We start from the raw sequence: 23,787 nt of genomic DNA on the forward strand, positions 1-23,787 counted from the left end.
CGCAGATCGCGGCGCGGGCAGTCCCCGGCCGGATGGTCCGCCACAGGCCGCAGCCCAGTCAGCCCCGGCCCGGTGTCCCGTCACAAGCCCCGGCGCAGCCGCCCCCCGACCCGGCGACCCGCCGCAGGCCGCGGCGCGATCAGTCCCCGACCGGATGGTCCCCCGCAAGCCCCGGCGCAGTCAGTCCCCCGCCTGGTGGTCCCCCGCAAGCCGCGGCGCGACCAGTCCCCGACCGGATGGTCCCCCGCAAGCCCCGGCGCAGTCAGCCCCCGACCCGGCGCCCCACCACAGGCCGCAGCCCAGTCAGCCCCCGACCCAGTGACCCGCCGCAAGTCGCGGCGCGGTCAGTCTTCGGCCGCCAGACGTGACAGTTCCCGTTCCAGGCCCCTGCCGCGGGTCTCCACCACCGCCGCGGCGACATCGGCCAGCTTGCGGTTGGTGGTCTGGGAGATGCGGCGCAGCATGGTGAAGGCCTTGTCCACGTCGCAGGTCAGGGCGTGCATGATGATGCCGCAGGCCTGGTCGACGACGGGGCGGGTGCGCAGGGCCGTGCCGAGGTGGTCGAGTTCGGCGAGGGCCGCGCGGTAGCGGCGGTCGCGGACCAGGCCCGTCGTGGCGAGGTCGCCGAGCGCCATGGCGGGGCCGTGCCGGGCGTCGTCCAGGGCGCCGGGGCGGAAGCTGAAGAGGGTCAGGGTGACCGTGAGCCCCGCGCGCTGGAAGGGGAGCGTGATGCTGGAGCGCACGCCGGAGTCGAGCGCCATGGCCCGGTACTCGGGCCACCGCTCGTCCCGCAGCAGATCGCCGGTCTCCACCGGCGCGCCCCGCTCCTGCGCGGCCGGAATGGGCCCCTCGCCCGAGCGCAGCTGGACGGAGACGAGCCCCGCCAGGTCGGGATGGGTCACGGCGGCGGGGTGCTCGCTGCCGCCTTCCGATACGGTCGTGCCCGCTCCGCAGCACGCGCTGGTGCAGCGCACGGCCTGTTCGGCGAGTTCGGAGAGCCTGCGTCCCGGCATCACTGATTCCGGTCCTGCCAGGTCCGGTTCGGGTGCGAGGGGCATGATGGTTTCCTCCTCCGTGTCCCCGAGTTCCCGCGTTCCCGCGAGGCCCCCCCCGGGAAACGGCGCCAGCGGTTACGTTCGGCACATGGCCAAGACGGAGGAGTTCGGTGAGGACATCGCCGATTTCGTGCGCCGCGTCACCGAGTTGAAATCGGCCCGCTCCGTACCGCCGGACGATCTCGGCACGGTCCTCGACGCGGCGATCTTCGAACTCGACCACGTCGCCGAACGGTTGATGCCCCTCTACGAACAGCTCGCCGCGGACGGACACCTCGGCGGCAGCGTGCCCGACCGGGACGAGCAGCGACTCCTTCGGGCCATCTTCCAGAGCCTGCCCCTGCCCGTCGCGCTGGTCGACCGGGAGTCGGTGGTCCGGCGGATGAACGCCGCGGCGACCGGCTTCACGGGCGCACGCGCCGGCTACGCCACCGGCAGGCCCCTGACCGGATTCCTGCTGCACGCGGACCGGGTCGCGTTCCGCTCGCAGACCGCGGCGGTCGCCCGCGGCGACGGCGACCGCAGCCTCACCGTCCATCTCCAGCGCGCTCCGCACCTCCCGGTCCGCGCCACGCTCACCGCGCTGCGGCCGGGCGCCGAGCCGCGCACGGCGGTTCTGGTGGTGCTGCAACCGGGCACCCGGCCCACCGGCTCGCGCGGGGTGCCGCTGGAGACCTTCCGGGCCCACGCGCCGGCTCCCGACCTCGGCGAGGCGACCCGGCACGCGGCCCGCCTCGACCTCTCGGACGCCATGACCACCGCCCTGCTCACCGCTCCCGCCGGGGACCGCACGGCCGTGCTCGAACGCGCCGCCGATGTCCTGCACGGGCGGTTCGCGGACTGGGTGGTGGCCGACGAGGGAGCGGCGGGGCAACGGCGTACGACCGTCCTCGGGCCCGGGGACGCGCCGGTCGGCGACGTCCTCGCACAGGACCCCGCCGCGTGCCCCCTGGTGGTCGAGGCGGCACGCGGCGGGGCTTTTGTGCTCCAGGTCCGTCCGGAGGACCCGGAGTCCTTCGGCCGGGACGCGTCCGGCGCCCCCGTCCTCGTACGCGCGCAGGTGACGTCCCTGCTGTGCGTGCCGCTGAAGGGGCGTCCGGACGGTCCGGTGGAAGGTGTCCTCACGCTGTTCAGGAGCGGGGCCCGGCTGGCCTTCTCGATGGCCGAGGCGCAGGCGGTCGACGTGATGTCACGGCACATCGCGCTGGCCATGACCCGGGACACCGGGGCGGCCGGCCGCGACTAGGCGGCGTCCTGCATGACCTGGTCGCGCAGGCGGTCGCAGCAGCGGCTGATCAGGCGGGACACGTGCATCTGGGAGATGCCGAGCTGCTCGGCGATGCGGCTCTGTGTCATGTCGCCGAAGAACCGCATGTAGAGGATGTCGCGTTCCCGCTCCGGCAGCGCGGCTATGCGCGGCTTGACGGCTTCGCGATCGATGACGACGTCCAGCGCCGGGTCGGGTCCGCCGATCGCGTCCCGCAGCGCGTAGCCGTCCTCGCTGCCCGGCAGTTCGGCGTCCAGGGAGAGCGCGGTGAAGCTGTCGAGGGCCTCGAGGCCGGTGGCCGCGTCCTCCTCGGACAGCTGCGCCTTCTCGGCGATCTCGGCGAGGGTCGGCGTGTGGCCGGGGACGGTCTGGGTCAGTTCCTGGCGCGCGAACCGCACCCGGTTGCGCAGGTCCTGCACGCGGCGCGGCACATGCAGGGTCCACATGTGGTCGCGGAAGTGCCGCTTGATCTCACCGGTGACGGTCGGCACGGCGTAGCTCTCGAAGGCGCTGCCGCGCTCGGGGTCGTACCGGTCGACGGCCTTGACCAGGCCGAGTGCGGCGACTTGGCGCAGGTCGTCGAGCGCTTCGCCGCGGTTGCGGAACCGGCCCGCGAGCCGCTCGGCCATCGGCAGCCAGGCCTTGACCAACTCCTGCCGCAGGGCGTCACGTTCGGGCCCGTGCGGCATCTCGGTGAGCCTGCGGAATGCTGCTGCCGTGTCGGGGGCGTCGTCGTGCGGGTGGCGCTTAGTCTGTCGCGCGTCGGGTCGCATGATGCGTCGCAACTCCCTTATGGGGTGGCCTTTGCGTTGAAGGGTCACCGTGGGATGCGCGCGGGGCCGCGACGGGCACACCCGGGCGAGCGAAGCCGCTCCCACGGACGTGCCTCCGGTCCGAAGCACTGTCAAGTCCGCCTGCCCCGAGGTCCCGGCGACAAACAAACGCGTGCCGCGCGGGCGGTGCCCGCAGACGGTGGGCACCGCCCCTGCGCCGTCATGCGGCGCGGTGCGCGACTTCCGCCTCGTCGGCCTGCGCGACGCGCTTGACCTGCGCGGCCGAGGCCAGCAACCACTCCTCGTACCGGCCGAGTGCCAGGACCACGCCCAGCATCACCACCGGGATGAACACAGCGAGAACCGCCATGACTCCTTCTCTCCCCGATCGCCGTGGGGGGTGCTCCGGCCGGGTCTCCCCGCTTCGTCGGGGCAAACCCCGAATGGAGTGGCCGCGCAGGGGTACTGCGGCGGGACCCGGACACCCCACAGAAAGGGCCGAGCCATGGCTGTTGTCGTAAGGGACGTCATGACACCGGGGGTCGTGGCGGTGGGCCCCGACGCCTCGCTGGTGGAAGCGGCGCAGCTGATGCGCGCGCAGGACATCGGTCATGTTCTGGTGGCCACGGCCGGCCGGGTGGTCGGCGTGCTCACGGACCGGGACATCACGCTGCGGGCCGTCGCCGACGGCGCCGATCCCCTCACCGTCAGCGCGCAGGCCGTCTGTACGCCGGACCCGGTGATGGTCGCCCCGGACGACGCGGTGTCCTCGGCGGTCAGCCTGATGCTCGAGAACGCCGTGCGCAGGCTGCCCGTCGTCGAGGACGGGCGGCCGGTGGGCATGGTGACGCTCAGCGACCTCGCAGCGTCGGCCTGACGACCGGACGGAGAGGACCCCGGAAAACCGCGGAGAACCGCCCCGGCCCCGGGCCGGGCGGGGTCCTGGCCCGGTCCGCAGGGAGCGGGTCCGGTTGCACGGGTGGTGCGGGGGGAGCGACCGGACCCGCGGCGCGGGCCCGGCCCGGCCGGGGGCCGGGCCGGATCATCCCCGGTGGTCCGTCACGGCCGTTGCTCCAGGGGCGGGTTACGCGTCCATGGGCGACGACCGGCCCAGCCGGTGACAGGTGAAACGATAAATCCGTCGCTCCCCGGGGCGCGATCCGCTGAACGCAGCCACTGTCCGTATAGCGCACGGCGCCGGCGAAGGACCAGCCCCGCAGTTTCAGTTTCAGCCGCGCGGCTTCAGCCCCGCAGCGTCTCGGAGGGCAGCTCCCCGAACCTGGCGTGGTACTGCTCGGCGAACCTGCTCAGATGGGTGAAGCCCCACCGGTGCGCCACCTCGCTCACGCTGAGCGCGCCGGGTTCCGCCGCCCGCAGTTCGTCGCGCACGCGGGTCAGCCGCACATCCCGTACGTACGCCATGGGCGACATGCCCACGTAACGGCGGAACGCCTCCTGGAGCCAGCGCACCCCGACCCGCGCCTCGGCGGCGAGCCCGGCGGGTGTGAACGGGTGCTCGGGCCGCTCGTGGACGGCGTCCATCGCGCGCTTCACCGGCGCGGGCCGCAACCTGTCCGCCGGCGCGGTGAGTTCGGCGCGGAAGGGATGATCGACGGCGAGCAGCAGGCCGCTCAGGATCGCCTCCTGAAGGGGCGCCGCGACCAGCGGCGACGTGTAGAGCGATGCCCGGGCCTGCGAGGTGGCGTCGGGCTCCTCGCGCAGATCCTGGATGACCGTGGTGACGAGCCGGGTCCAGCTCCGGCCCGGGCCGCGGGTGGTGTCGAGTTCGGGGGCCAGCGCCAGCGGGGCGCGGGCCGGCCTGCCGAGGAGCTGCTCCAGACGCCGCTCCAGCGCTTCGCGGCCCATCTTCACGGCGAGGACCCGGCAGTCGCCGGTCCACCGCTCCACCACCGTGTCGCCGACGGGCTGGAAGACCCCGGCTCGCTCCGCCGTCGCGACGGTGCCCGCGCCGCCGCCCTGCCGGAAGCGCATGTGCCCGCCGAGCAGTATGTTCACGTGGTAGGCGCCCAGCTCGCCGAGCCGCATCCGGACATCGGCGCCGCAGCTCAGTTGGCCGACGGTGAGCGAGCCGAGCTGTCCGATGTCGAACTCGGCCCGGAAAGCGCGCGGTCCGTCGATGACGTCCATGTAGTTGCTGTAGAACGTGGCACCGATCATCTGCCGTGCCTCGTCCACGTCCGCGGTCCTGAAAGACGTCCTCAACGCCTCGGCGCTCACGCGTGACCACCCGCTCCCCCGATGTCGCTCGTGCTCCCCGGCGGCTACACCTTGCGGCCCAACAGACTCAGCAGCTCCGTCTGCTCGTCGGCGCCCTGTGGTGGCTCCACCGCGGGGGCGAAGAGCCCTGTCTTCGCCAAGTCCGCAGCGTACGGCTTGATTTCCCGCAGCGAGAAGGAGACGAGGTCATCCGGAAGCTTTTCGTCCGCGCCGATTGCCCGGGAGAGGTCCCAGGCGTGTACGACGAGGTCACTGATCATCTGCCCGCAGTAGAAGTCCGCGCCGGAGTCGCCGGAGGAAAGGTGGACCGTGCGGTCGAGGGCGCCCGGCTCGCCGAACGCCTCACGGGACGCCTCGGCCGCCGTGTCCCAGGAGGCGACCGGGTCGGGGCCGAGCATGTCACCGTCGAAGGCGTCGCCGACCGAGTCGATGGTGGCGCCGTCACGGACGAGCGGGGGCACCCAGAGCTGCTCGGTGGTGAGGTGGTCGACGAGGTCGTGCACCGACCAGTCGGTGCACGGCGTGTCCGCGTCCCACTGGTCGGCACCGACCGCGTGCACGCGGTCGGTGAACAGTTCGAGGGCGGCCGCGTGCCGGGCGAGGAGCGGGTGACCCGCCTGGTCGGACGGGTCCGCTGTGCCAGTCGTGTCTGCCATACCCGCCATTGTCCTCCCGGAGCCGGGAGGCGCTACCGGTCACGGCCTTCCCGGAGGCGTACGCCGGCCCTCCCCGGAACCGGAGGCCGCAGCGGCCTCCCCGGACCCGAAGCCCCCGCACCGGAACACGAAGCCCCCGCTACCGTGCGCGCTCCACCCGGCGTTCGTCCCAGACCGGCTCCTGCGTCTCGCGTACGAGGCCGTCGCTGCCGAAGACGAGGTAGCGGTCGAAGGAGCGGGCGAACCAGCGGTCGTGCGTCACGGCGAGGACCGTTCCCTCGTAGGCCTCGAGGCCCTCCTGGAGGGCCTCGGCCGATTCGAGGTCGAGGTTGTCGGTGGGCTCGTCGAGCAGCAGGGCGGTGGAGCCCTCCAGCTCCAGGAGCAGGATCTGGAAGCGCGCCTGCTGGCCGCCCGAGAGCCGCTCGAAGCGCTGCTCGGCCTGTCCGGTGAGCTCGTAGCGGCGAAGGCGCGCCATGGCGGGCCCCTTCGCCTGGGCGTGCTCGCGCCACAGGATGTCCAGGAGTGTGCGGCCGAAGAGCTCCGGGTGGGCGTGGGTCTGCGCGAAGTGGCCCGCCACGACGCGCGCGCCGAGCTTCCACTCGCCGGTGTGGGCGACGTCGCCGCCCGCGAGGAGGCGCAGGAAGTGCGATTTGCCCGATCCGTTCGAGCCGAGGACGGCGACCCGTTCGCCGTAGAAGACCTCCAGGTCGAAGGGCTTCATCAGGCCGGTCAGTTCGAGCCCCTTGCAGGTGATCGCCCGGACGCCCGTACGCCCGCCGTGCAGCCGCATGGTGATGTCCTGCTCGCGGGGCGGCTCCGGCGGCGGCCCCGCCTCCTCGAACTTGCGGAGCCGGGTCTGCGCGGCGGCGTACCGCGAGGCCAGCTCATGGCTGACGGACGCGGCCTGGCGCAGGCTGAGCACCAGCTTCTTCAGCTGGGCGTGCTTCTCGTCCCAGCGCCTGCGCAGCTCCTCGAAGCGGGCGAACCGCTCGCGCCGCGCCTCGTGGAAGGTGGCGAAGCCGCCGCCGTGCACCCAGGCGTCGGCGCCCGCGGGCCCCGGTTCGACGCTGACGATCTTCTCGGCGGCGCGGGAGAGGAGCTCGCGGTCGTGGGACACGAAGAGAACGGTCTTCCGGGTCTCCTTGAGCCGCTCCTCCAGCCACCGCTTTCCGGGTACGTCGAGGTAGTTGTCCGGCTCGTCCAGGAGCAGCACCTCGTCGCCGCCGCGCAGCAGGGCTTCGAGCACGAGCCGCTTCTGCTCGCCGCCGGAGAGGGTGCGGACCTCGCGGAACTGCGCCTTGTCGTACGGGATGCCGAGCGCGGCCGTCGTGCACATGTCCCAGAGCGTCTCGGCCTCGTAGCCGTGCGCCTCGGCCCAGTCGGAGAGCGCCTGGGCGTACTGGAGCTGGGCCGCCTCGTCGTCGACGGTCATGATCAGGTGCTCGGCGACGTCCACGGCCTTCGCGGTCTCGCGGATGCGGGAGTTCGACACGGAGACCAGCAGGTCGCGCACGGTCGTCTCGTCGCGTACGGAGCCCACGAACTGCGGCATGACGCCGAGGCCGCCGCTGACGGTGACGGTGCCGCCGTGCGGCTGGATCTCGCCCGAGATCAGGCGGAGCAGGGTGGTCTTGCCCGCGCCGTTCGCCCCGACGAGGGCGACGACGGCGCCCTCGCCGACACGGAAGGAGACATCACCGAGCAGAGCTCGGCCGTCCGGCAGGTAGTACTCGATGTGCGCGGCTTCTAGATGTCCCATGCGGGGGATTGTCCGTGGGCGGCGCGCACCACCGCAAATGCGTTTAGCCACCCCCTGCCCGGCGGGCATCCCACTCCCTCCCCCGCCCGCGTCCGGCCTAGGCCCGTCCCGCCTTCCCGCCCCGCCCCGACCCGCCCCGTCGGTTTTGCGACTTCTGTGGGGGTGCAGGCGAGGGGAGAGTCCCCGGGGGTACCCGGCTCCCATGCCTCTGCGAAAACGTCTCATCGTCCTCGATCGTCAGACCTTCGACGCCGTCGCCACCCGGCACTGGCCGGGAGCCGACCGGCTTCTGCCCCGGCTCAGCCGCAGCGCGAACCACGGCCTGCTCTGGTTCGGTGTGGGTGCCGGGATAGCGGCGACCGGATCGCCCCGCGCCAGGCGTGCCGCGCTGCGCGGGAGCATGTCGCTCGCGCTCGCTTCCGCCACCATCAACACCCTCGGCAAGCGCTCGGTGCGCCGGGCAAGGCCGCTGCTCGACGGGGTGCCGCTGATGCGGCAGCTGAAGCGGCAGCCGGTCACCACGTCCTTCCCCTCCGGGCACTCCGCGTCGGCCGCCGCCTTCGCCACCGGGGTCGCGCTGGAGTCGCGGGCCTGGGGCGCCGGGGTCGCGCCCCTCGCCGGCGCCGTCGCGCTGTCCCGCGTCTACACCGGCGTGCACTTCCCGAGCGACGTCCTCGCGGGAGCCGCGCTCGGCGCCGGTGCGGCCTTCGCGGTGCGCGGCATGGTGCCGACCAGGGATCTGCTGCCGCCGGGCAGGCCCCGCATGGACGCCCCCGCCCTGAGCGGCGGCGAGGGACTGGTGCTCGTGGCCAACTCCGCCACCCGCGCCGCCCCCGAACGTACGCAGGCGCTCCTGGACGCCCTGCCCCTCGCCGAGGTCGTGGAGTGCGGCCCGGCGGAGTTGGGGGCCGAGTTGGAGAAGGCCGCGGGACGCGCGCGAGTGCTCGGGGTGTGCGGCGGGGACGGCACGGTCAACGCGGCGGTACCGGTCGCCCTGCGCCATCGACTGCCGCTCGCGGTCCTGCCGGGCGGCACGCTCAACCACTTCGCGTACGACATCGGGGTCGAGGAGCCGCGTGATCTGTGCCGAGCCGTCGAGGCGGGCGACGCGGTCGCCGTGGACGTCGGGCGTTTCAGCTCCGGGAGCGGCCCGCGGGGCTACTTCCTCAACTCCCTGAGCCTCGGCGTCTATCCCGAACTGGTGCGGCTGCGCGACCACTGGACCCACCGCATCGGCAGCCGGGCCGCCGCCGTCCTCGCCGCCGCCCGGCTCCTGCGCGACGACCGGCAGCCGCTGAACGCCGAATTCCGTGGCGAGCAGCGGGTGTTGTGGCTGCTCTTCGCCGGCAACTGCGCCTACCACCGGCCCGGCTTCACCCCCGGTCGCAGGCTCGACCTGGCCGACGGACTGCTCGACGTACGCATCGTGCACGGCGGCCGCAGGCCGGGCACGCGGCTGCTGGCCGCGGCGCTCGCGGGGCCGCTCAGGCGCTCGCCGGCGCAGGCCGCCGTGCGGCTGCCCCGGCTGCGCGTCGACGGCCTGGAGGAGGGGGTCGAGGTGTCGTACGACGGCGAAGCGGCCGTCGTACAGGGCGAGTTGCTCATCGACAAGCTGCCGGAGGCGCTGACCGTGTACCGCCCGCTCCCGGACGAGCGCTGACCACGACGACGGCCACGGCGACCACCGTGGCGACCACCACGACTGCCCACATAGTGATACGCGGGTCTCATTATTCGACATGACGGCGTAACGTTCGGCTCACCGCAGCGAGCGGCAGCGAACACGAGGGAGTACCCGTCATGCCGGAGGAGACCGCCGTCTACACGCACGGACACCACGAGTCCGTCCTGCGCTCACACACCTGGCGGACCGCCGCCAACTCGGCCGCCTACCTCGTCGGCTCGATCAAGCCGCACATGCGGATCCTGGACATCGGCTGCGGCCCCGGCACCATCACCGCCGACCTGGCCGAACTGGTCCCCGACGGCCACGTCACGGGCGTCGACCAGGCACCCGGCATCCTGGACCGCGCCCGCGCGACGGCGGCCGAACGGGGCCTGGAGAACGTGGAGTTCGCCGTCGCCGACGTACACGCCCTGGACTACCCGGACGACAGCTTCTGCGTCGTCCACGCCCACCAGGTGCTCCAGCACGTCGGCGACCCGGTGCGCGCCCTGAGCGAGATGCGGCGCGTCTGCAAGCCGGGCGGCATCGTCGCCGCCCGCGACGCGGACTACTCGGCGATGACCTGGTATCCGGCCTCCCCCGTCCTGGACGACTGGCTGGACCTGTACCTGCGGGTGGCCCGCGCCAACGGCGGCGAGCCGGACGCGGGGCGCCGCCTCAAGTCGTGGGCGCTGGAGGCCGGTTACCCGGCCGCGGACATCACCGCGAGCGCGGGCACCTGGTGCTACGGCTCGCAAGAGGAGCGCGCCTGGTGGAGCGGGCTCTGGGCGGACCGCACGGTCGCCTCCTCGTACGCCGAACGCGCCGTCGAGGGCGGGCATGCCGACGCCGGTCAACTGCGGGCCGTCGCCGACGCGTGGCGGGAGTGGGGAGAGCGCGACGACGGCTGGTTCGCCGTGCTGCACGGGGAGATCCTCTGCCGCAAGTGACGGCCGGCGCTTCCGCAAGTGACGGCAGGCGCCGTCACGAGCGATGCCCTACGGCACGTACGGGTTCCCGATTGCCTGCGTAGAGAGCCGAGTTGGGGATACTCGGGTGAGCAGGAGGTAAGACACTATGGTTCCTATTCTGCTCGTCCTTCTGCTGGCCCTGCTCCTCTTCGGCGCGGGTTTCGCCGTGAAGATTCTCTGGTGGATCGCCATCGCCGTGCTCGTCATCTGGCTGGTCGGGTTCCTGATGCGCAGCACGACGGCCTCCGGGACGAGGTCGCGCTGGTACCGGTGGTAGCGGTCCCGCGTTTGCGGACACACCCGGCCACAGTCGGCCACCCTGCCCATGCGGACACACTCGTCCACCACGTCCCCGAGCCCGCGGGTCTCAGCCCGCGGGCTCAGCCGTGCCCGGCTCGGCGAAGCTGTACGGAGGCAGCGGGCCACGCACCCTCAGGTCCAAGTGGGGCTGATCCACGCGTAGTTCGTCCACCGCGCAGAGGAATCCCCCGGCCGCGTCCCGGTGCACGAGGAAGGAGAGGTCGGTCAGCCAGCCGGAGCCCGCGGGCTCCGCGTGGACCGCCTCGGTGGTCGCCTCCAGGGCACGCCGTACATGGTCGGCGTCGCTCGCCTCCCGCGCCCGTACGGTCGCCGCGACCTTCTCGCCCAAGTCGAGCTTCTGCTCGTAACTGCCGCCCCGGAGAAGCTGATTGGCTTCGACCATGGCCCGCAGTTCCGGGTTCTCGCCGAGGACCTGGTGCAGGACGGCCCGCTCGTTGTGGGAGACCTTCACGTTGTACTCGACCCTGCTGTCCAGGGCGCGCAGCCGCTCCGCGTAGTGGTCGGCCCGCTGCGCGAGGATCGCCAGGACCGCCTCGTCGTCCGGCGCGAGGCTGCCGAAGCGCATCGGCAGGACGGCGCCCGGAGCGCCCGCCTCGGACAGGACGCCGTGGTGCGCCTCCAGGTCTCGCCTGCCCGGCCGCAGGTCCGCGGGAACGTCGCTGACCAGCGCCGCGAGCTCCCCGCACCGCAGAATCCTGACGGGCAGGGGCGGTGCGCCGACGCCGTCCATCCTCTCCGGCAGATCCGGGTGCGGTCCTGCGACGATGCCGTAGATGTACGTGCTCACTGAACTCGCTCCTCACTCCACCGCAAGGAGTCCGGGTGACCCCGGGAGCCCGCGGCAAACCTCAGCCGCGCAGCGCGCGCAGCTTTCGGCGGGCCGGGCCCAGGGCACGCCCCGACCGCAGGAGGCCCTCCCAGGGGTCGGTGCGCGCCTGCTCGACGGCGTCCTCGATGGTCCAGCGGCGGGCCGAGAGCGCGGGATCGTCGAGGTCGTCCCAGGCGACGGGCACGGCCACCGGGGCGCCCGGTTTGGCGCGGACCGAGAAGGGGGCGACGGCGGTCTGCGCGTACGCGTTGCGCTGCACGTCGAGGTAGAGGCGGTCGCCGCGGTCCTTCTTGCGGGCGGCCGTGGTGAACTGCTCCGGGTGGGCCAGGGCGAGCGTCTCGGCGACGTCCTTGGCGAAGGCTCGTACGTCGTCGAAGTCGTGGCGGCCGTTGAGCGGCACGATGACGTGCAGCCCGCGCGAGCCCGTGGTCATCAGGGCGGACGGCAGTCCGATGTGGTCGAGCAGCTCGCCCACGAGCCGTGCCGCCTCACGCACCGGCCCGAAGTCGTCCTTGGCCGGGTCGAGGTCGAAGACGAGCCGGTCCGGGTTGTCGATGCCTCCCGTACCACTGGTGCCGCCCGTACCGCCCCTGCCGCCGGTCCGGGACAACCAGCGGTGCAGCGTGAGACAGGCCTGGTCGGCCAGGTAGAGGAGGGTCGCGGTGTCGTCGCACACGGTGTGCGTGACGGTGCCGCCCTCCTTGGGGACCTCGGCCCGGGTGATCCAGTCCGGGTAGTGGTCGGGGGTGTCCTTCTGCATGAAGCGGGGGCCGTCGAGGCCGTCCGGGTGCCGTTCCAGCATCAGCGGCCGGCCACGCAGGTGCGGCAGCATGAAGGGGGCGACGGCCCGGTAGTAGTCGGCGAGGTCGCTCTTCGTGTGACTCGGATGGCCTTCTTCGCCGCCGGCCGGGAAGAGGACCTTGTCGGGGCGGTGCAGCGGTACGGTGCGGCGTCCTGCCCGCAGGGTGCGTGTGCTGGTCGTGCGGGGTGTCATGTGGGGTTCCTTTCATGTTGCACAGGGGTGCTGCCAACACCTGGAAGAGGGGGGACGGCGGGCGTGCCCCCGGCCGCGCGCGCCGGAAGGATTGCAGGTCGACGGTTCAGGTCGGACCTCAGTGAGCGAGGCACACCATGGCGAACGGAACGCGGAGACATCCGGGGCACCCGGAGCGCCGTCCCCCCGGGCGCCGGCCCGGGGCGGGCGGCCTGCGCGCCCTTCCCGCCGCCCGGCCGGGCGGCGGCGAGCCCGCCGCTCCCCCGCCCGTCCACGCCGCGTTCGCGCTGTGGATCACCGCGGTCGTCGCGGGCTTCGTCGAGACGGTGCTCATGGGCGGCAGGCTGCTCGCCGACGGCGAGGCGTCCGCCGGTGAGCTCTCGGGCGGTCTGCTGCTTCGGATGACCGTGTTCTCGGCGGCCGTCCTGCTCGCCGTCCAGCTGCGCCACGGCAGGAACTGGGCCCGTCTGGCGCTCGCCGCGGGGCTCGGCGTCCTCGGCACGCTGTCCCTGGTGACCGAGCCCGTCCGGTGGCTCGCGGACCATCCGCTGGGGGACGCCTTCCGCGATGCGGGGGCGGTGGACGTCCTGTCCGGCGCGAGCCGCGTGCTGCATCTGAGCGCGGTGCTCACGGCGACGGTCCTGATGTTCCGGCCCACGGCGAACGCCTGGTTCAGGGCGCGGGCCACGGCACCCGGCAGGCACTGACCGGGCTCACCGTACGACCGCCTGTTCCACGAGCAGCCGCGCCGCCGCCGCGATGGACTCGGCGTCGATGCCCGCCGCGTGCAGCTGCTCGTCGGGGGACGCGGAGCCCGGCATCGTCTTCACCGCCAGCCGCGCCAGGCGCGGTACCGGGCCCCCGTCGCCGAAGGCCTCCGCGACGGCGTCGCCGATGCCGCCCTCCGGCCGGTGGTCCTCGACGGTGAGCAGGCAGCCGGTGCGCTCGGCGGCCTCGCGCAGGGTCGCGCGGTCGACGGGCTTGACCGAGTACAGGTCGATGACGCGCACCTGGATGCCCTCGCGGTCCAGATACTCCGCCGCGGTCAGCGCCTCGTGCACGGTCACGCCCGCCGCGACCAGCGTGAGCCGGTCGGCGTCGGACGAGCGCAGGACCTTGGAGCCGCCGATCGGGAACTCCTCGCCGGGTCCGTAGATGACGGGTGTGTCCCCGCGCGACGTACGCAGGTAGCGCACGCCGTCCAGGTCGGCCATCCGGGCGATGAGCTGACCCGTCTGGTGGGCGTCGCACGGATACAGGACCGTCGAGCCGTGCACGGAACGGAGCATCGCAAGGTCTTCGAGGCCCATCTGGGACGGCCCGTCCTGACCGATGGCCACCCCCGCGTGGGAGCCGACGAGATTGATGCCGGCGCCGCTGATCGCCGCCATCCGGATGAAGTCGTGGGCGCGGGTGAGGAAGGCCGCGAACGTGGCCGCGTACGGGACCCAGCCGCGGACCGCGAGGCCCACCGCCGCGGCGACGAGTTGCTGCTCGGCGATGTAGCACTCGAAGTACCGCTCGGGGTGCTCCTTGGCGAAGTACTCGGTGCGCGTGGAGTCGCCGACCTCCCCGTCGAGGGCCACGATGTCGCCGCGCGCGGTCCCGAGCGCGGTGAGCGCCTGACCGTAGGCGTCGCGGGTGGCGACGGAATCGCCCACCTCGTGGCGCGGCAGATCCAGGTGACCGGTGCGGGTGGCGTGCAGCGCCCGCGCGGCGGCGGGCTTGCGCACCTCGACGTGCACGTCCTGTACGCCGCCCAGCTCCTCGATCGCCGATTCGGCGTCGGGCACGGGCTTGCCGTGCATGCCCTCGCGGTCTTCGAGGGAGGCGACTCCCTTGCCCTTGACGGTGCGGGCCAGGATGACCGTGGGCTGCCCCTTGGTGGAACCGGCCTCCCCGAAGGCGCGCTCGACGTCGTCCAGGTCGTGGCCGTCGATCTCGACGACGTGCCAGCCGAAGGCGGCGAACCTGCGGGCGTAGGCGTCCAGGTCCCAGGCGTGGCGGGTGGGACCGCGCTGCCCGAGGCGGTTGACGTCGACGACGGCGGTCAGGTTGTCCAGGTGCTCGTACCCGGCGTGCTCGGCGGCCTCCCACACCGAGCCCTCCGCCAGCTCGCTGTCGCCGCACATCACCCAGACGCGGTAGGGGATCCGGTCGAGCCGCTTGCCCGACAGGGCCATGCCGACGCCGATGGGGAGCCCCTGCCCGAGGGACCCGGTGGCGACCTCGACCCAGGGGAGGCGGCGCGGTGTCGGATGCCCTTCCAGGCGGCTGTCCCGCTTGCGGAACGTCAGCAGCTCGCTGTCGGTGATCACGCCCGCCGCCTTGTACGCCGCGTACATGAGCGGCGACGCGTGGCCCTTGGAGAGGATGAAGCGGTCGTTGCCGGGGTGGTCGGGCCGGTCGAAGTCGTAGTGCAGATGACCCGCGAGGAGTACCGCCATCAGGTCGGCGGCCGACATCGAGGAGGTGGGGTGGCCGGAACCGGCGGCATCCGCGGCCCGGACGGAGTCGACCCGCAGCTGCCGGGCGAGCTGGGCGAGTTCACTGGTGGTCATGGCGGGTCCTCCTTGGGGTGGGGGCTCTCGGTTCACGCGGTCCGTCGGCGGCGTCGGCCGCCGGTCATGTCGGCCGGCGGTCATGTCGGCCGTACGTCGTGCCGGCCGCCGGCTCCCGGCTCGTGAGACCTCCCGACGACCCTGGCACGCGGGTCCCTCGGTTCCCCCGGCGAATCGCCGCCAAACTCCGCCGGACCCCCGGGGCGGGACGGCACGTGCTCCGTTTGCCCGCCGGGCAGAGGGATACCCGTACGACACGCCGACGCAGGTACCGGGACCCCAGCCGACCTCCCCCGCCTCGCCGCGCCCCCCACCCCCGCAGGTATTCCAGGACGGTCCCGATGAAGGACGCAGTGCCCATCGAAAGCCCCGCCATGTCCGCCTACCAAGTGCCCGCGGACGCCCCGGAGGCGGACGGCACCTTCGCGTGGGAGAGCACGACCATCGTGATCGTCGAGGTGACGGCGGGCGGCGCCACGGGCACCGGATGGACCTACGCCCCCGCCTCCGCCGTGCCCCTGATGGCCGAGCAGCTCGTCCCCGCCGTCACCGGAATGGACGCGCTCGACATCCCCGCGGCGCACGCCGCGATGACGAAGGCGGTCCGCAACACCGGCCGGGCCGGAGCCGCCTCGTCTGCCGTGTCGGCGATCGACATCGCCCTGTGGGACCTGAAGGCACGCCTCCTGGAGATTCCGCTCGTACGGCTCCTCGGCGCGGCCCGCGACGAGGTCCCCGTCTATGGCAGCGGGGGTTTCACGACGTACCACTCGACACATCTGGCGGCCCAGCTGAACGGCTGGGTGCACGGCCAGCGCATACCCCGCGTGAAGATCAAGGTCGGTGAGGCGTGGGGGCGTGCGGTCACCCGCGACGTGCTGCGGGTGCGCACCGCGCGCGACGTCATCGGCCCGCAGGCCGAGCTGTACGTCGACGCGAGCGGCGGCTACACCCGCAAGCAGGCGGTCCGGGTGGGCCGGGTCCTGGCCGAGCACGGGGTGGGCTGGTTCGAGGAGCCGGTGCAGGAGGACGACCTGCGCGGGCTCGCATTGGTGCGGGACGCGCTGGTCTGCGACGTGACGGCGGGCGGATACGGCCACGGCCTCGCGTACTTCGCGCGGATGGTCCCCTCCGTGGACTGCCTGCAACTGGACGCGACGCGCTGCGGCGGCCTGACCGAGTGGCTGCGTGCCGCGGCCCTCGCGCAGGCACACGGGATCGAGGTCTCGGCCCGCTGCGCCCCGCACGCGCATGCCGCGGTCGCCGCGTGCGTACCGAATCTGCGGCACATCGAGTGGTTCCACGACCATGTGCGGATCGAGTCGATGTTCTTCGACGGCGCCCTCGACCCGACGGGCGGCACCGTCCGCCCGGACGGCGGCGTCGGTCACGGCCTGGAGCTGCGGCGCACCGAGGAGGTCGAGGAATACCGGGTCGCGTGAGGGCGCCCGGGCCTGCCACGCTCGGCTCATGCGAACGACGCGGGCACTGCTCATCGGGGGCCGTTCCGGGGCCGGCAAGTCCTCGGTCGGCCTGGAGGCCGTCGCGCTCCTGCGGGCGGCGGACGTGGGGCACGCGTACATCGAGGGCGATGTCCTGGACGCGGTCCACCCGGCACCGGACGGCGACCCCGACCGCTCCCGGATCACCGAGCGCAACCTCGCGGCGCTCTGGGCGAACTACACCGGCCTCGGCTGCCACCGCCTCGTCTACACGAACACGGCATGCGTCCTCGCCGGCGAGGAGTGGATGTTCACCAGTGCCCTGCGCGGGCCTCGCCTCATCCGCGTACTCCTGACGGCGTCGGATGCCACCGTCGAGGAACGTCTCAGGGCCCGCGAACAGGGCTCGGAGCTCGAACAGCAGCTGCGCAGAAGCGCGTTGATGGCCCGGCACCTGGAGGAGCACGCGGCCGAGGGCACCCTTCGCGTCGCGACGGACGGGCGGCGGGTGGGGGACATCGCGGCCGATGTGGTGGCCGCCACGGGGTGGCACCCCCGGAAGTCGCCCGAAACGATCTCGAACGGCGGCCGGGCCAACTAGGCTCGTCCGTATGGAGATCCTGGGAGCCACGCTGCGTATCTGCGTCGAGGACCTGGAGTCCTCGGTCGCCTTCTACGAACGCCTCTCGGGCGGTACCGCGCAGCGCTTCGAGCGAGAGGGCGTGTCCGTCGCGGCGGTCGGGTGCTTTCTGTTGATGAGCGGGCCGGAGCGCGAGCTGGAGATCCTGCGCAAGGTCTCGGCGACGATCGCGGTACCGGACGTCGACGAGGCCTACTCCGTCCTGAACGCGTCGGGCGCCCGGGTCATCGCGGGCCCCGTCCCGACGCCGGTGGGCCGCAATCTCATCGCGGTGCACCCGGACGGCACGGTCTTCGAGTACGCGGACCGGCGCCCCGCGACCTGACCGGTCTGCCCGTATCCTCCACGGCAGGCAGGCAGGCAGGCAGGCGGGCCGGAGCGGAGGACGGTGCACGTGGCGGGCAGTACGGCGGACGGTACGGAACGGGTCTCGATGAGCGCCCGGGCGCGCGAGGCCGTCCGGCAGCGCATCGTGGACCGCCGCTATCCGCTGGGAGCGCGCCTGGTCGAGCGCGAGGTCGCCGAGGAGCTGCGGATGTCGCGGGTCCCGGTCCGCGAGGCGATGCGCGCACTGGTCGCCGAGGGCCTCCTCGAACTCCTGCCGCACAGCGGAGTGCGGGTGCGCCGCCTGGAACGCGCCGATGTGCGGCACTTGTACGAGGTGTGGGAGCCGCTCGCGATCCAGGCGTCCCGGCTCTCCGCACGCCGGGTGGCGGCGTTCGCGCCGGACGAACCGCCGGAGCTCGCCGCGCTGCGGGCCACGCTCGGCCAGGCCGAGCAGGCGTCGGACGTGGACGACGGACCGCGCGAGGTCGCCGCGCACAGCGCGTTCCACGAGGGCATCGTGACCCTCTCCGGCAATCCCCTGCTCGCCCGCACGATGGAGCAGCTGAGCTGGCAGCTCCAGCTCCTGTTCGGCATGCGCGCCGAGCCGGACCACATGCGGGCCCAGCATGACCTCATCTACCGCCAGATCGCGGCGGGCGACGAGGAGACAGCCGCGGCGAGCACGCTGCTGCACGTACGGGACAGCCAGGCGGTGGCGCTGAGGGCGCTGTTCGAGGAGAGCGCCTCCTAGCCTTCTGTATACCAATGTACGCGTGACGGCCTCCCGGTTGACTGCTGCCCGGCATATATCCGCACATGTCCAGGCCCCTCCTTGCGGGCCACTTCATCTTGGTATACAAACTGCGAACGCGTTCCCTCCGCTACCCCGTATCCCGTCCTGTCCTGTCCTGGAGCAGCCCATGTGCGTCGAGTCCGTTCCTCCGCCCTCCTCCCGGCTCACCCGGCGCGGCGTCCTCGCGGGTGCGGCGGCCCTCGCCGGGACCACCGCCGCGCTGACCGCCGCCGCGCCCCGGGCGAACGCGAGTACCGCACGCGAGGGGCGGCGGACCGGCGGCGACCTGGTCGTCGAGGGCGGCACCCTCCTCGACCCGGCGACCGGCGAGGTGACCGAGGACGCGGTGGTCGTCATCGCGGACGGCGTCGTCCGCTCGGCGGGCAGGCGCGGCAAGGCCGCGGTGCCCGAAGGCGCCGAGGTGCTCGACGCGCACGGGCGCTGGATCCTGCCGGGGCTCGTCGAGGCGCACATCCACCTCAACACCGCGACCGAGGCACGCGACGCGGTGCTGCTCGGTGCGACCAGCGCGCGCAGCGGTTCGACCAACTTCTATCAGGACATCGCCGTACGGGAGTTGGCCCGCGAGGCGCCCGGCCAGGCCCCCCGCCTTCGCGCCGCGGGCATCTTCGTCACGCCCGACCTCGGCGACACGATCCTCGCCGACCCGGAGCTGACCCCGCTCGCCAAGCTGCGGGAGGGCGTGCGCTCGCCCGAGGCGCTGCGCCGTGTCGTCGAGGTCAACCTCGCCCGCGGCGCCGACGTCATCAAGACCAGGGTCAACGAGCGGGCCGGTCTTCCCGAGCAGGATCCGCTGGCCCAGGTGTACGACCGCGAGCAGCTGTCCGCCGTGGTCGCGGCGGCGCGGCGCGGCGGCAAGGGCGTGCTCTGCCACAGCTACAGCGAGAAGGGCTGCCACGACGCCGTCATGGCGGGCATCCGGTCGTTGGAGCACGGCGCGTTCGTCGGCGAGCGCACGCTGCACGAGATGCGGCGCAGGGGCACGTACTTCACGCCGACCCTCACCGCGATCGCCGGGCTCGCCGAGTCCTCGGACCCCGTCCTCGCGGAGCGCGGCCGTCAGTACCTGCCGGTCCTGAAGCGGGCGGTGCTCGCCGCGCACGAGCTGGGCGTGCCGCTCGCGGCGGGCACGGACTCCTCCGGCGGCAAGATCAAGCCCATCGGCCGCGAGGTGGAGCTGATGCGCGCGGCGGGGCTCTCCGCGCTCGACGCGATCCGCACGGCGACGACCGGTGCCGCGAAGCTGCTCGGTCTGGAGCGCACCGCGGGGCGTCTCGCGCGCGGCTTCGCCGGTGACGTGCTCCTCGTGGACGGCGATCCGCTGGCCGACGTGACGGTCCTCAAGAAGCCCGTACGCGTGGTGCGTTCGGGCTTCGCGCTCTGATACCGGCCGAGTCCCCCCACCCCGAATCCCCTGCAGGAGACCTCCATGACGCCCCTCTCCCGTCGCGGCATACTCGCCGGTGCCGCAGCCCTCGCGGGCACCGGAGCCGCCCTTTCGGCAGCCACCCCGGCCGCCGCTTCCCACGGCGACAGCGGCAAGCGCCCCAAGGCCGTGGTGTTCCGCGACGTCCGTCCCTTCGGGGCGAAGACGCCCGTGGATCTCACGGTGGTCGGCGGGCGGATCACGGACCGCCCGGCGCCCAAGGGTGCCGAGGTGATCGACGGCGGTGGCCGCGTCGCCCTGCCCTCGCTGGTGGACGCCCACATCCACCCGGACAAGACGACCTGGGGCAGTTCCTGGGTGACGCGGAAGCCCGCGAGCGGCATCGCCGACTACTGCGAGCAGGACGTGGAGATCTTCAAGAGCCAGCCGCGGCCGGTCGGTGAGCGGGCGTACGGCCTGATGTCGCACGCCGTGACCCGCGGCACCCGCGCGATGCGCGCGCACGTGGACGTGGCGCCCGCCTACGACCTGGCCGGGGTCGAGGGCGTGAACGCGGCCCGCAAGCGCCTCGGGCACGCCCTCGACGTGCAGGTCGTGGCCTTCCCGCAGCACGGAGTGATCCGTACCCCCGGCACGGCCGAGCTCCTGGAGGAAGCGGCGCGCTCCGGGGCCGTCGATCTGGTGGGCGGCATCGACCCGATCAGCTTCGACGACGCGATGGACGAACAGCTCGACCTGGTCTTCGGCCTCGCGGACCGCCACGGTGTCGGCGTCGACATCCACCTGCACGACCGCGACGAGAAGGGCACGAAGGTTCTGCGGGCCATCATCGAGCGCACCAAGGCGCTCTCCCTGCGCGGCAAGGTCACGGTCAGCCACGTCTTCTGCCTGCCGAACCTCTCCGACACAGAGCTGGGCAGGATGGCGGCCGACCTGGGCGAGCAGGACATCTCCCTGACGACGGTCGCGCCGAACGAGTCCCTGGTCCTGCCGATCGGGAAGCTGCGCGCGCACGGCGTGCGGGTCGGGCTCGGCTCGGACGGGGTGCGCGACGCGTGGAGCCCGTTCGGCAACGCGGACATGCTGCACCGCGCGCACATCCTCGGCTGGGTCACCGACGTCCGCCTCGACGACGAACTGGCCGCCTGTTACGACGTGGGCGCACACGGCGGCGCCGACGTGATGGGCCTGGACCACGCGAACCTCGAACCCGGCGCACCGGCCGACTTCGTCCTCGTGCGCGGCGAGAACGTGCAGCAGGTCCTGGTGGACATGCCGCAGCGGGACATGGTGGTCCACGGCGGCCGGATCGTGGCCAGGAACGGAGAGCTGGCGTAGCCGGCCACCGGAGGGGTCGACCGGCTCGCGGCCTCTCCGGGAACGTTCTCCCGGAGGGCGGCCGGGGGGCGGCCGGGGGGCGGCTGCCCCGCCCCCCGGGTACCTTCACTCCTCCGAACCCTCCCGCATCCGGTAGTCGTACCTGGCGGGCAGTTCCTCGTCGGTCGTCGCTCGCCACAACTCGCCGAGCACCTCCGCGCCCTCGCGCAGATCGGCCACCTCGAAGCCCTCGTCGAAGACCGCCCGCGCCGCGTCCCTGTCCCCCTCCGCCAGGAGCAACCGGACCTCGACGAGCCGGAATCGGCCCTCCGCGCGGGTGGACGGGTGCAGGCGCTCCCAGACGTCGCGGGCCGCCGCCTGACGGCCGGCCGCGAGGAGGACGGCTATCGCCTCCCTGCCGAGTGCCGCGCTCGCCGACGTCCACAGGACGCCGTCGTCGCGCCGCTCCTGGCACAGGTCGTCGAACGCCTCCGCGTACCGGTCCGCGGCGCGCTCGATGTGGCCCGAGTCCTCGTCGGCGATGGCGAGGCACCGCAGCAACGGCCAGCGCGAGGGGGCGAGTTCGAGGCCGCGCTCCCAGCTGCGCACCGCCTGCGCGCGGTCACCCGCGTGCCATTGCGCCACTCCCAGGTGGTACTCGGCGACCGGCCGAGCGGGCGCGGTCTCCAGCATGTCCCGCCAGTGCCGGGCCACCAGGGTCGGACCCGGCGGCGCGACCCGGCGCGGCTCGGGGACGGCGCCGGAGTGCAACAGCTCCAGCCACGGCTCCTGTTCGGGGCCCAGCGTCGACTCGGGGAACGGCGTGCCCGGCAACTTGTAGGCGGCGCGCAGGACTTCGAGGGCGCCCCATCCCGACCCGGTGGCGAGCACCTCGCCGGGCTCGGTGTCGGCGCACGGCCGCCACGCGTCGTAGGCCTCCTCCACCGCGGCCCGCGGCAGCGCGTCCGCGAGCCGGGCCCGCACCTCGTCGCGGGCGGCCCGCCAGTCGCCGCCGTGCACGGGGCCAGGCTCCGCCGACAGGGGTCCGTACGACTCCAGCCACGTGAACTCGCTCTCGGCGTCAAGGCGCACATGCTCCAGCTGTGTCCGCGCGAGGCCCGCCTGGATCTCCGCGTACCCGCCGGTGCCCGGCTCCGTCAGCCACTCCTGCCAGCGCTGGCCGCCTCTGCCGGAACCCCACACGAAGAGCTTGCGGCCACGCAGCAGGTCCGTCGACGTCTGGACGAGCCCGTGTCCGTCGTCGTCGAGCGCGGCGATCCAGCGGCGTGCCCGGTCGGGCACGTCGTAGAAGTAGTCGGCGGCGTACTCGCTGCGCAGCGGGTACGTCCGGTCCGCCCCGTCCGTCTCCGGCACCGGCACCTTGCGCAGGGCGCCCGAGTAACCGAAGTGCCAGGCCTCGTCCGCGGGCGCGATGACCCGGCGCTCCTCGGGCACCGCGATGTTGGACCACCAGTAGACCGGCACCGCCTTCTCGTGCGGATTGCGGATCCGCACCCCGACATGGAGGAAGTCGGAGTCTTCGGGCAGCCACAGGTCCACCTGGAACGGCACGTCCCGCAGCCGCTCCCACTCCCAGAGCCGCAGCATCTCGCCGCCGTCGGGCGCCGTCACGCGCGCGGCGTGCAGCGGGGCGCAGGACAGGGTCGTATGGCCGGTGGCGCCGATGTTCCATTCGATGCCGCCGGAGAACCATGCGCCGTTGAGCGCGAAGGCCGCGGGCTGCAACACCGGGTTGCGGTAGAGGAGTTCACGGCCCGTGGGCTTGTGGAAGAGCGAGTGGACGCGGCCACCGAAGCCCGGCAGGACGGTGGCGCGCAGCCGGTCGTTCTCGATGACCAGCGTGTCGATCGCCGTGTCGGTCCGCTCGCGGCCGTACCCGTCGAGGATGCGCGTCGGCAGGATGCCGCGCAGCGGCTCGTACCCCAGCTGCCGCGCCATGTCGCGCGGCAACCCTTCTCTGCCGCGCTCGTCCAGGGTGTGCACCTCGCGCAGCGGCCGAAGCGGCGGCAGGGGGTTCTCGGGGCCCAACGGGGCGGCGGGCAGCGTCAGTACGTCACGTCGCACGGTGGTCGTCACGATCACCATGGAACACGGTGGACGCCGTCCCGACCAGGGGCTCTCCCGGTCAGAATTGCGCAAAGGCGCGCGGCGCGGCCGGGGCGCAGCTACTCCGTGGCGGTCAGCGCCCAGCGTTCGTGGTCGCGCCAGGCCCCGTCGATGTAGAGGAAGTCCGGCGAGAAGCCCTCCAGCCGGTAGCCGCAGCGGCGGGCGAGCGCGATCGAGGCGGCGTTGCCGGGCTGGACGTTGATCTCCAGGCGGTGCAGCTTCATGACGTCGAAGGCGTACCGCGTGACGAGTCCGACCCCCTCGCTCATCAGACCGCGGCCCGCCGCGTGCGCGAAGGCGCCGTAGCCCAGCGCTCCGCACAGGAAGGCGCCCTCGACGATGTTGTTGATGTTGATGAACCCTGCGATGGCGCCACCGGCCGCGCGTCCGCGCCCCTTCTTGCGGCCCCACTCGCGACCCCGCTCGCAGACCAGGAACCCCGCCCGGTCCCGGCCCTCGATCAGCGCGCCCGCGTATTGCGCGTACGCCGCGTCCGTGATGGGCGGGAAGAGCCAGGGGCTGTGCAGTTGCCTGCTCTCGCGGGCCCGCGCGGTGAACTCGGGGCCGTCGGCGTAGGTGTAGGGACGTATGACTGCGTGCGGCCCCTCGGCCAGGGGGCGGGTGCTGTCGGACATCCGGCCAC

23 protein-coding genes are annotated in these 23,787 nt (G+C 73.1%); 12 read left to right on the forward strand and 11 right to left on the reverse strand.

The window, feature by feature from the left end; translation table 11 throughout:
* Window positions 1-344: 344 nt before the first annotated feature.
* The gene (locus IE226_RS10695) at window positions 345-1,058 is read right to left on the reverse strand and encodes an ANTAR domain-containing response regulator (protein ID WP_190080838.1); all 714 of its coding nucleotides are present in this window, start codon (window positions 1,056-1,058) and stop codon (window positions 345-347) included.
* An 85-nt stretch (window positions 1,059-1,143) separates the two neighbouring features.
* On the opposite strand from IE226_RS10695, the gene IE226_RS10700 reads away from it, so the two are divergent.
* Window positions 1,144-2,301, forward strand: coding sequence for a PAS domain-containing protein (locus tag IE226_RS10700; protein WP_190080839.1), 1,158 nt, complete (start codon window positions 1,144-1,146; stop codon window positions 2,299-2,301).
* Here the strand turns inward: IE226_RS10700 and IE226_RS10705 are convergent.
* Together IE226_RS10705 and IE226_RS10710 are read right to left on the reverse strand one after the other, a co-directional pair.
* Window positions 2,298-3,095: an RNA polymerase sigma factor SigF gene (locus IE226_RS10705; protein ID WP_190080840.1), complete on the reverse strand. Its 798-nt coding sequence runs from the start codon at window positions 3,093-3,095 to the stop codon at window positions 2,298-2,300. The genes IE226_RS10700 and IE226_RS10705 overlap by 4 nt on opposite strands.
* A 220-nt stretch (window positions 3,096-3,315) precedes the next feature.
* Window positions 3,316-3,465 (reverse strand): hypothetical protein, encoded by a 150-nt coding sequence (locus IE226_RS10710; protein ID WP_190081021.1) that lies wholly within the window; start codon window positions 3,463-3,465, stop codon window positions 3,316-3,318.
* A gap of 135 nt (window positions 3,466-3,600) precedes the next feature.
* Between IE226_RS10710 and IE226_RS10715 the strand changes: the two genes are divergently transcribed.
* A complete protein-coding gene (locus tag IE226_RS10715) occupies window positions 3,601-3,972 on the forward strand; it encodes a CBS domain-containing protein (protein WP_190080841.1) in 372 nt (123 codons plus the stop codon).
* A 365-nt stretch (window positions 3,973-4,337) separates the two neighbouring features.
* Here the strand turns inward: IE226_RS10715 and IE226_RS10720 are convergent, their stop codons facing one another.
* From IE226_RS10720 to IE226_RS10730, 3 genes are all read right to left on the reverse strand, one after another.
* Window positions 4,338-5,291, reverse strand: a complete 954-nt coding sequence (locus IE226_RS10720; protein ID WP_229870743.1) for an AraC family transcriptional regulator — start codon at window positions 5,289-5,291, stop codon at window positions 4,338-4,340.
* Between the two features lie 86 nt (window positions 5,292-5,377).
* Window positions 5,378-5,989 carry a TIGR03086 family metal-binding protein gene (locus IE226_RS10725; protein ID WP_190080842.1) on the reverse strand — a complete coding sequence of 204 codons (612 nt, stop codon included), beginning with the start codon at window positions 5,987-5,989 and terminating at the stop codon, window positions 5,378-5,380.
* A gap of 139 nt (window positions 5,990-6,128) precedes the next feature.
* On the reverse strand, window positions 6,129-7,748 hold the full coding sequence (locus IE226_RS10730) for an ABC-F family ATP-binding cassette domain-containing protein (RefSeq protein WP_190080843.1): 1,620 nt from the start codon (window positions 7,746-7,748) through the stop codon (window positions 6,129-6,131).
* Window positions 7,749-7,950: 202 nt separating this feature from the next.
* On the opposite strand from IE226_RS10730, the gene IE226_RS10735 reads away from it, so the two are divergent.
* The 3 genes from IE226_RS10735 (at window position 7,951) to IE226_RS10745 (ending at window position 10,662) form a co-directional block, all read left to right on the forward strand.
* On the forward strand, window positions 7,951-9,408 hold the full coding sequence (locus IE226_RS10735) for a bifunctional phosphatase PAP2/diacylglycerol kinase family protein (RefSeq protein ID WP_190080844.1): 1,458 nt from the start codon (window positions 7,951-7,953) through the stop codon (window positions 9,406-9,408).
* 140 nt (window positions 9,409-9,548) lie between these two features.
* Window positions 9,549-10,364, forward strand: coding sequence for a class I SAM-dependent methyltransferase (locus IE226_RS10740; protein WP_190080845.1), 816 nt, complete (start codon window positions 9,549-9,551; stop codon window positions 10,362-10,364).
* A 127-nt stretch (window positions 10,365-10,491) separates the two neighbouring features.
* Window positions 10,492-10,662: a hydrophobic protein gene (locus IE226_RS10745; protein ID WP_190080846.1), complete on the forward strand. Its 171-nt coding sequence runs from the start codon at window positions 10,492-10,494 to the stop codon at window positions 10,660-10,662.
* A 90-nt stretch (window positions 10,663-10,752) separates the two neighbouring features.
* Here the strand turns inward: IE226_RS10745 and IE226_RS10750 are convergent, their stop codons facing one another.
* Together IE226_RS10750 and ligD are read right to left on the reverse strand one after the other, a co-directional pair.
* The gene (locus IE226_RS10750) at window positions 10,753-11,493 is read right to left on the reverse strand and encodes a GvpL/GvpF family gas vesicle protein (RefSeq protein WP_190080847.1); all 741 of its coding nucleotides are present in this window, start codon (window positions 11,491-11,493) and stop codon (window positions 10,753-10,755) included.
* A 61-nt stretch (window positions 11,494-11,554) separates the two neighbouring features.
* On the reverse strand, window positions 11,555-12,529 hold the full coding sequence (ligD, locus tag IE226_RS10755) for a non-homologous end-joining DNA ligase (RefSeq protein WP_190080848.1): 975 nt from the start codon (window positions 12,527-12,529) through the stop codon (window positions 11,555-11,557).
* A 137-nt stretch (window positions 12,530-12,666) separates the two neighbouring features.
* Between ligD and IE226_RS10760 the strand changes: the two genes are divergently transcribed.
* Window positions 12,667-13,236, forward strand: coding sequence for a hypothetical protein (locus IE226_RS10760; protein ID WP_190080849.1), 570 nt, complete (start codon window positions 12,667-12,669; stop codon window positions 13,234-13,236).
* A gap of 6 nt (window positions 13,237-13,242) precedes the next feature.
* Here IE226_RS10760 and IE226_RS10765 read toward each other — a convergent pair whose 3' ends face one another.
* Window positions 13,243-15,090 carry a transketolase gene (locus IE226_RS10765; protein WP_190080850.1) on the reverse strand — a complete coding sequence of 616 codons (1,848 nt, stop codon included), beginning with the start codon at window positions 15,088-15,090 and terminating at the stop codon, window positions 13,243-13,245.
* Between the two features lie 341 nt (window positions 15,091-15,431).
* On the opposite strand from IE226_RS10765, the gene IE226_RS10770 reads away from it, so the two are divergent.
* From IE226_RS10770 to IE226_RS10795, 6 genes are all read left to right on the forward strand, one after another.
* Window positions 15,432-16,532, forward strand: a complete 1,101-nt coding sequence (locus IE226_RS10770) for an enolase C-terminal domain-like protein (protein ID WP_229870744.1) — start codon at window positions 15,432-15,434, stop codon at window positions 16,530-16,532.
* A 28-nt stretch (window positions 16,533-16,560) separates the two neighbouring features.
* The gene (locus tag IE226_RS10775; RefSeq protein ID WP_190080851.1) at window positions 16,561-17,133 is read left to right on the forward strand and encodes a nucleoside/nucleotide kinase family protein; all 573 of its coding nucleotides are present in this window, start codon (window positions 16,561-16,563) and stop codon (window positions 17,131-17,133) included.
* Between the two features lie 10 nt (window positions 17,134-17,143).
* Window positions 17,144-17,497, forward strand: a complete 354-nt coding sequence (locus IE226_RS10780) for a VOC family protein (RefSeq protein WP_190080852.1) — start codon at window positions 17,144-17,146, stop codon at window positions 17,495-17,497.
* A gap of 108 nt (window positions 17,498-17,605) precedes the next feature.
* Window positions 17,606-18,250, forward strand: a complete 645-nt coding sequence (locus IE226_RS10785) for a GntR family transcriptional regulator (protein WP_190081004.1) — start codon at window positions 17,606-17,608, stop codon at window positions 18,248-18,250.
* A gap of 169 nt (window positions 18,251-18,419) precedes the next feature.
* A complete protein-coding gene (locus IE226_RS10790; protein ID WP_190080853.1) occupies window positions 18,420-19,697 on the forward strand; it encodes an amidohydrolase family protein in 1,278 nt (425 codons plus the stop codon).
* A gap of 45 nt (window positions 19,698-19,742) precedes the next feature.
* Entirely contained in the window at window positions 19,743-21,038 is a 1,296-nt protein-coding gene (locus IE226_RS10795) for an amidohydrolase family protein (protein ID WP_190080854.1), read from the forward strand.
* A 105-nt stretch (window positions 21,039-21,143) separates the two neighbouring features.
* Here IE226_RS10795 and IE226_RS10800 read toward each other — a convergent pair whose 3' ends face one another.
* Together IE226_RS10800 and IE226_RS10805 are read right to left on the reverse strand one after the other, a co-directional pair.
* The gene (locus tag IE226_RS10800) at window positions 21,144-23,123 is read right to left on the reverse strand and encodes a DUF5107 domain-containing protein (protein ID WP_190080855.1); all 1,980 of its coding nucleotides are present in this window, start codon (window positions 23,121-23,123) and stop codon (window positions 21,144-21,146) included.
* An 80-nt stretch (window positions 23,124-23,203) separates the two neighbouring features.
* Window positions 23,204-23,779: a GNAT family N-acetyltransferase gene (locus IE226_RS10805; RefSeq protein ID WP_190080856.1), complete on the reverse strand. Its 576-nt coding sequence runs from the start codon at window positions 23,777-23,779 to the stop codon at window positions 23,204-23,206.
* Window positions 23,780-23,787: the final 8 nt, after the last annotated feature.

The sequence above is a fragment of the Streptomyces longisporoflavus genome (assembly GCF_014649775.1).
GTDB lineage: Bacteria > Actinomycetota > Actinomycetes > Streptomycetales > Streptomycetaceae > Streptomyces > Streptomyces longisporoflavus.

Excerpts from the sequence above, each read along its gene's own strand:
- IE226_RS10695 (WP_190080838.1), bottom strand. The coding sequence starts at position 1,058 with ATGCCCCTCGCACCCGAACCGGACCTGGCAGGACCGGAATCAGTGATG.
- IE226_RS10700 (WP_190080839.1), top strand. The coding sequence starts at position 1,144 with ATGGCCAAGACGGAGGAGTTCGGTGAGGACATCGCCGATTTCGTGCGC.
- IE226_RS10705 (WP_190080840.1), bottom strand. The coding sequence starts at position 3,095 with ATGCGACCCGACGCGCGACAGACTAAGCGCCACCCGCACGACGACGCC.
- IE226_RS10710 (WP_190081021.1), bottom strand. The coding sequence starts at position 3,465 with ATGGCGGTTCTCGCTGTGTTCATCCCGGTGGTGATGCTGGGCGTGGTC.
- IE226_RS10715 (WP_190080841.1), top strand. The coding sequence starts at position 3,601 with ATGGCTGTTGTCGTAAGGGACGTCATGACACCGGGGGTCGTGGCGGTG.
- IE226_RS10725 (WP_190080842.1), bottom strand. The coding sequence starts at position 5,989 with ATGGCAGACACGACTGGCACAGCGGACCCGTCCGACCAGGCGGGTCAC.
- IE226_RS10730 (WP_190080843.1), bottom strand. The coding sequence starts at position 7,748 with ATGGGACATCTAGAAGCCGCGCACATCGAGTACTACCTGCCGGACGGC.
- IE226_RS10735 (WP_190080844.1), top strand. The coding sequence starts at position 7,951 with ATGCCTCTGCGAAAACGTCTCATCGTCCTCGATCGTCAGACCTTCGAC.
- IE226_RS10740 (WP_190080845.1), top strand. The coding sequence starts at position 9,549 with ATGCCGGAGGAGACCGCCGTCTACACGCACGGACACCACGAGTCCGTC.
- IE226_RS10745 (WP_190080846.1), top strand. The coding sequence starts at position 10,492 with ATGGTTCCTATTCTGCTCGTCCTTCTGCTGGCCCTGCTCCTCTTCGGC.
- ligD (WP_190080848.1), bottom strand. The coding sequence starts at position 12,529 with ATGACACCCCGCACGACCAGCACACGCACCCTGCGGGCAGGACGCCGC.
- IE226_RS10760 (WP_190080849.1), top strand. The coding sequence starts at position 12,667 with ATGGCGAACGGAACGCGGAGACATCCGGGGCACCCGGAGCGCCGTCCC.
- IE226_RS10765 (WP_190080850.1), bottom strand. The coding sequence starts at position 15,090 with ATGACCACCAGTGAACTCGCCCAGCTCGCCCGGCAGCTGCGGGTCGAC.
- IE226_RS10770 (WP_229870744.1), top strand. The coding sequence starts at position 15,432 with ATGAAGGACGCAGTGCCCATCGAAAGCCCCGCCATGTCCGCCTACCAA.
- IE226_RS10775 (WP_190080851.1), top strand. The coding sequence starts at position 16,561 with ATGCGAACGACGCGGGCACTGCTCATCGGGGGCCGTTCCGGGGCCGGC.
- IE226_RS10780 (WP_190080852.1), top strand. The coding sequence starts at position 17,144 with ATGGAGATCCTGGGAGCCACGCTGCGTATCTGCGTCGAGGACCTGGAG.
- IE226_RS10785 (WP_190081004.1), top strand. The coding sequence starts at position 17,606 with ATGAGCGCCCGGGCGCGCGAGGCCGTCCGGCAGCGCATCGTGGACCGC.
- IE226_RS10790 (WP_190080853.1), top strand. The coding sequence starts at position 18,420 with ATGTGCGTCGAGTCCGTTCCTCCGCCCTCCTCCCGGCTCACCCGGCGC.
- IE226_RS10795 (WP_190080854.1), top strand. The coding sequence starts at position 19,743 with ATGACGCCCCTCTCCCGTCGCGGCATACTCGCCGGTGCCGCAGCCCTC.
- IE226_RS10800 (WP_190080855.1), bottom strand. The coding sequence starts at position 23,123 with ATGGTGATCGTGACGACCACCGTGCGACGTGACGTACTGACGCTGCCC.
- IE226_RS10805 (WP_190080856.1), bottom strand. The coding sequence starts at position 23,779 with ATGTCCGACAGCACCCGCCCCCTGGCCGAGGGGCCGCACGCAGTCATA.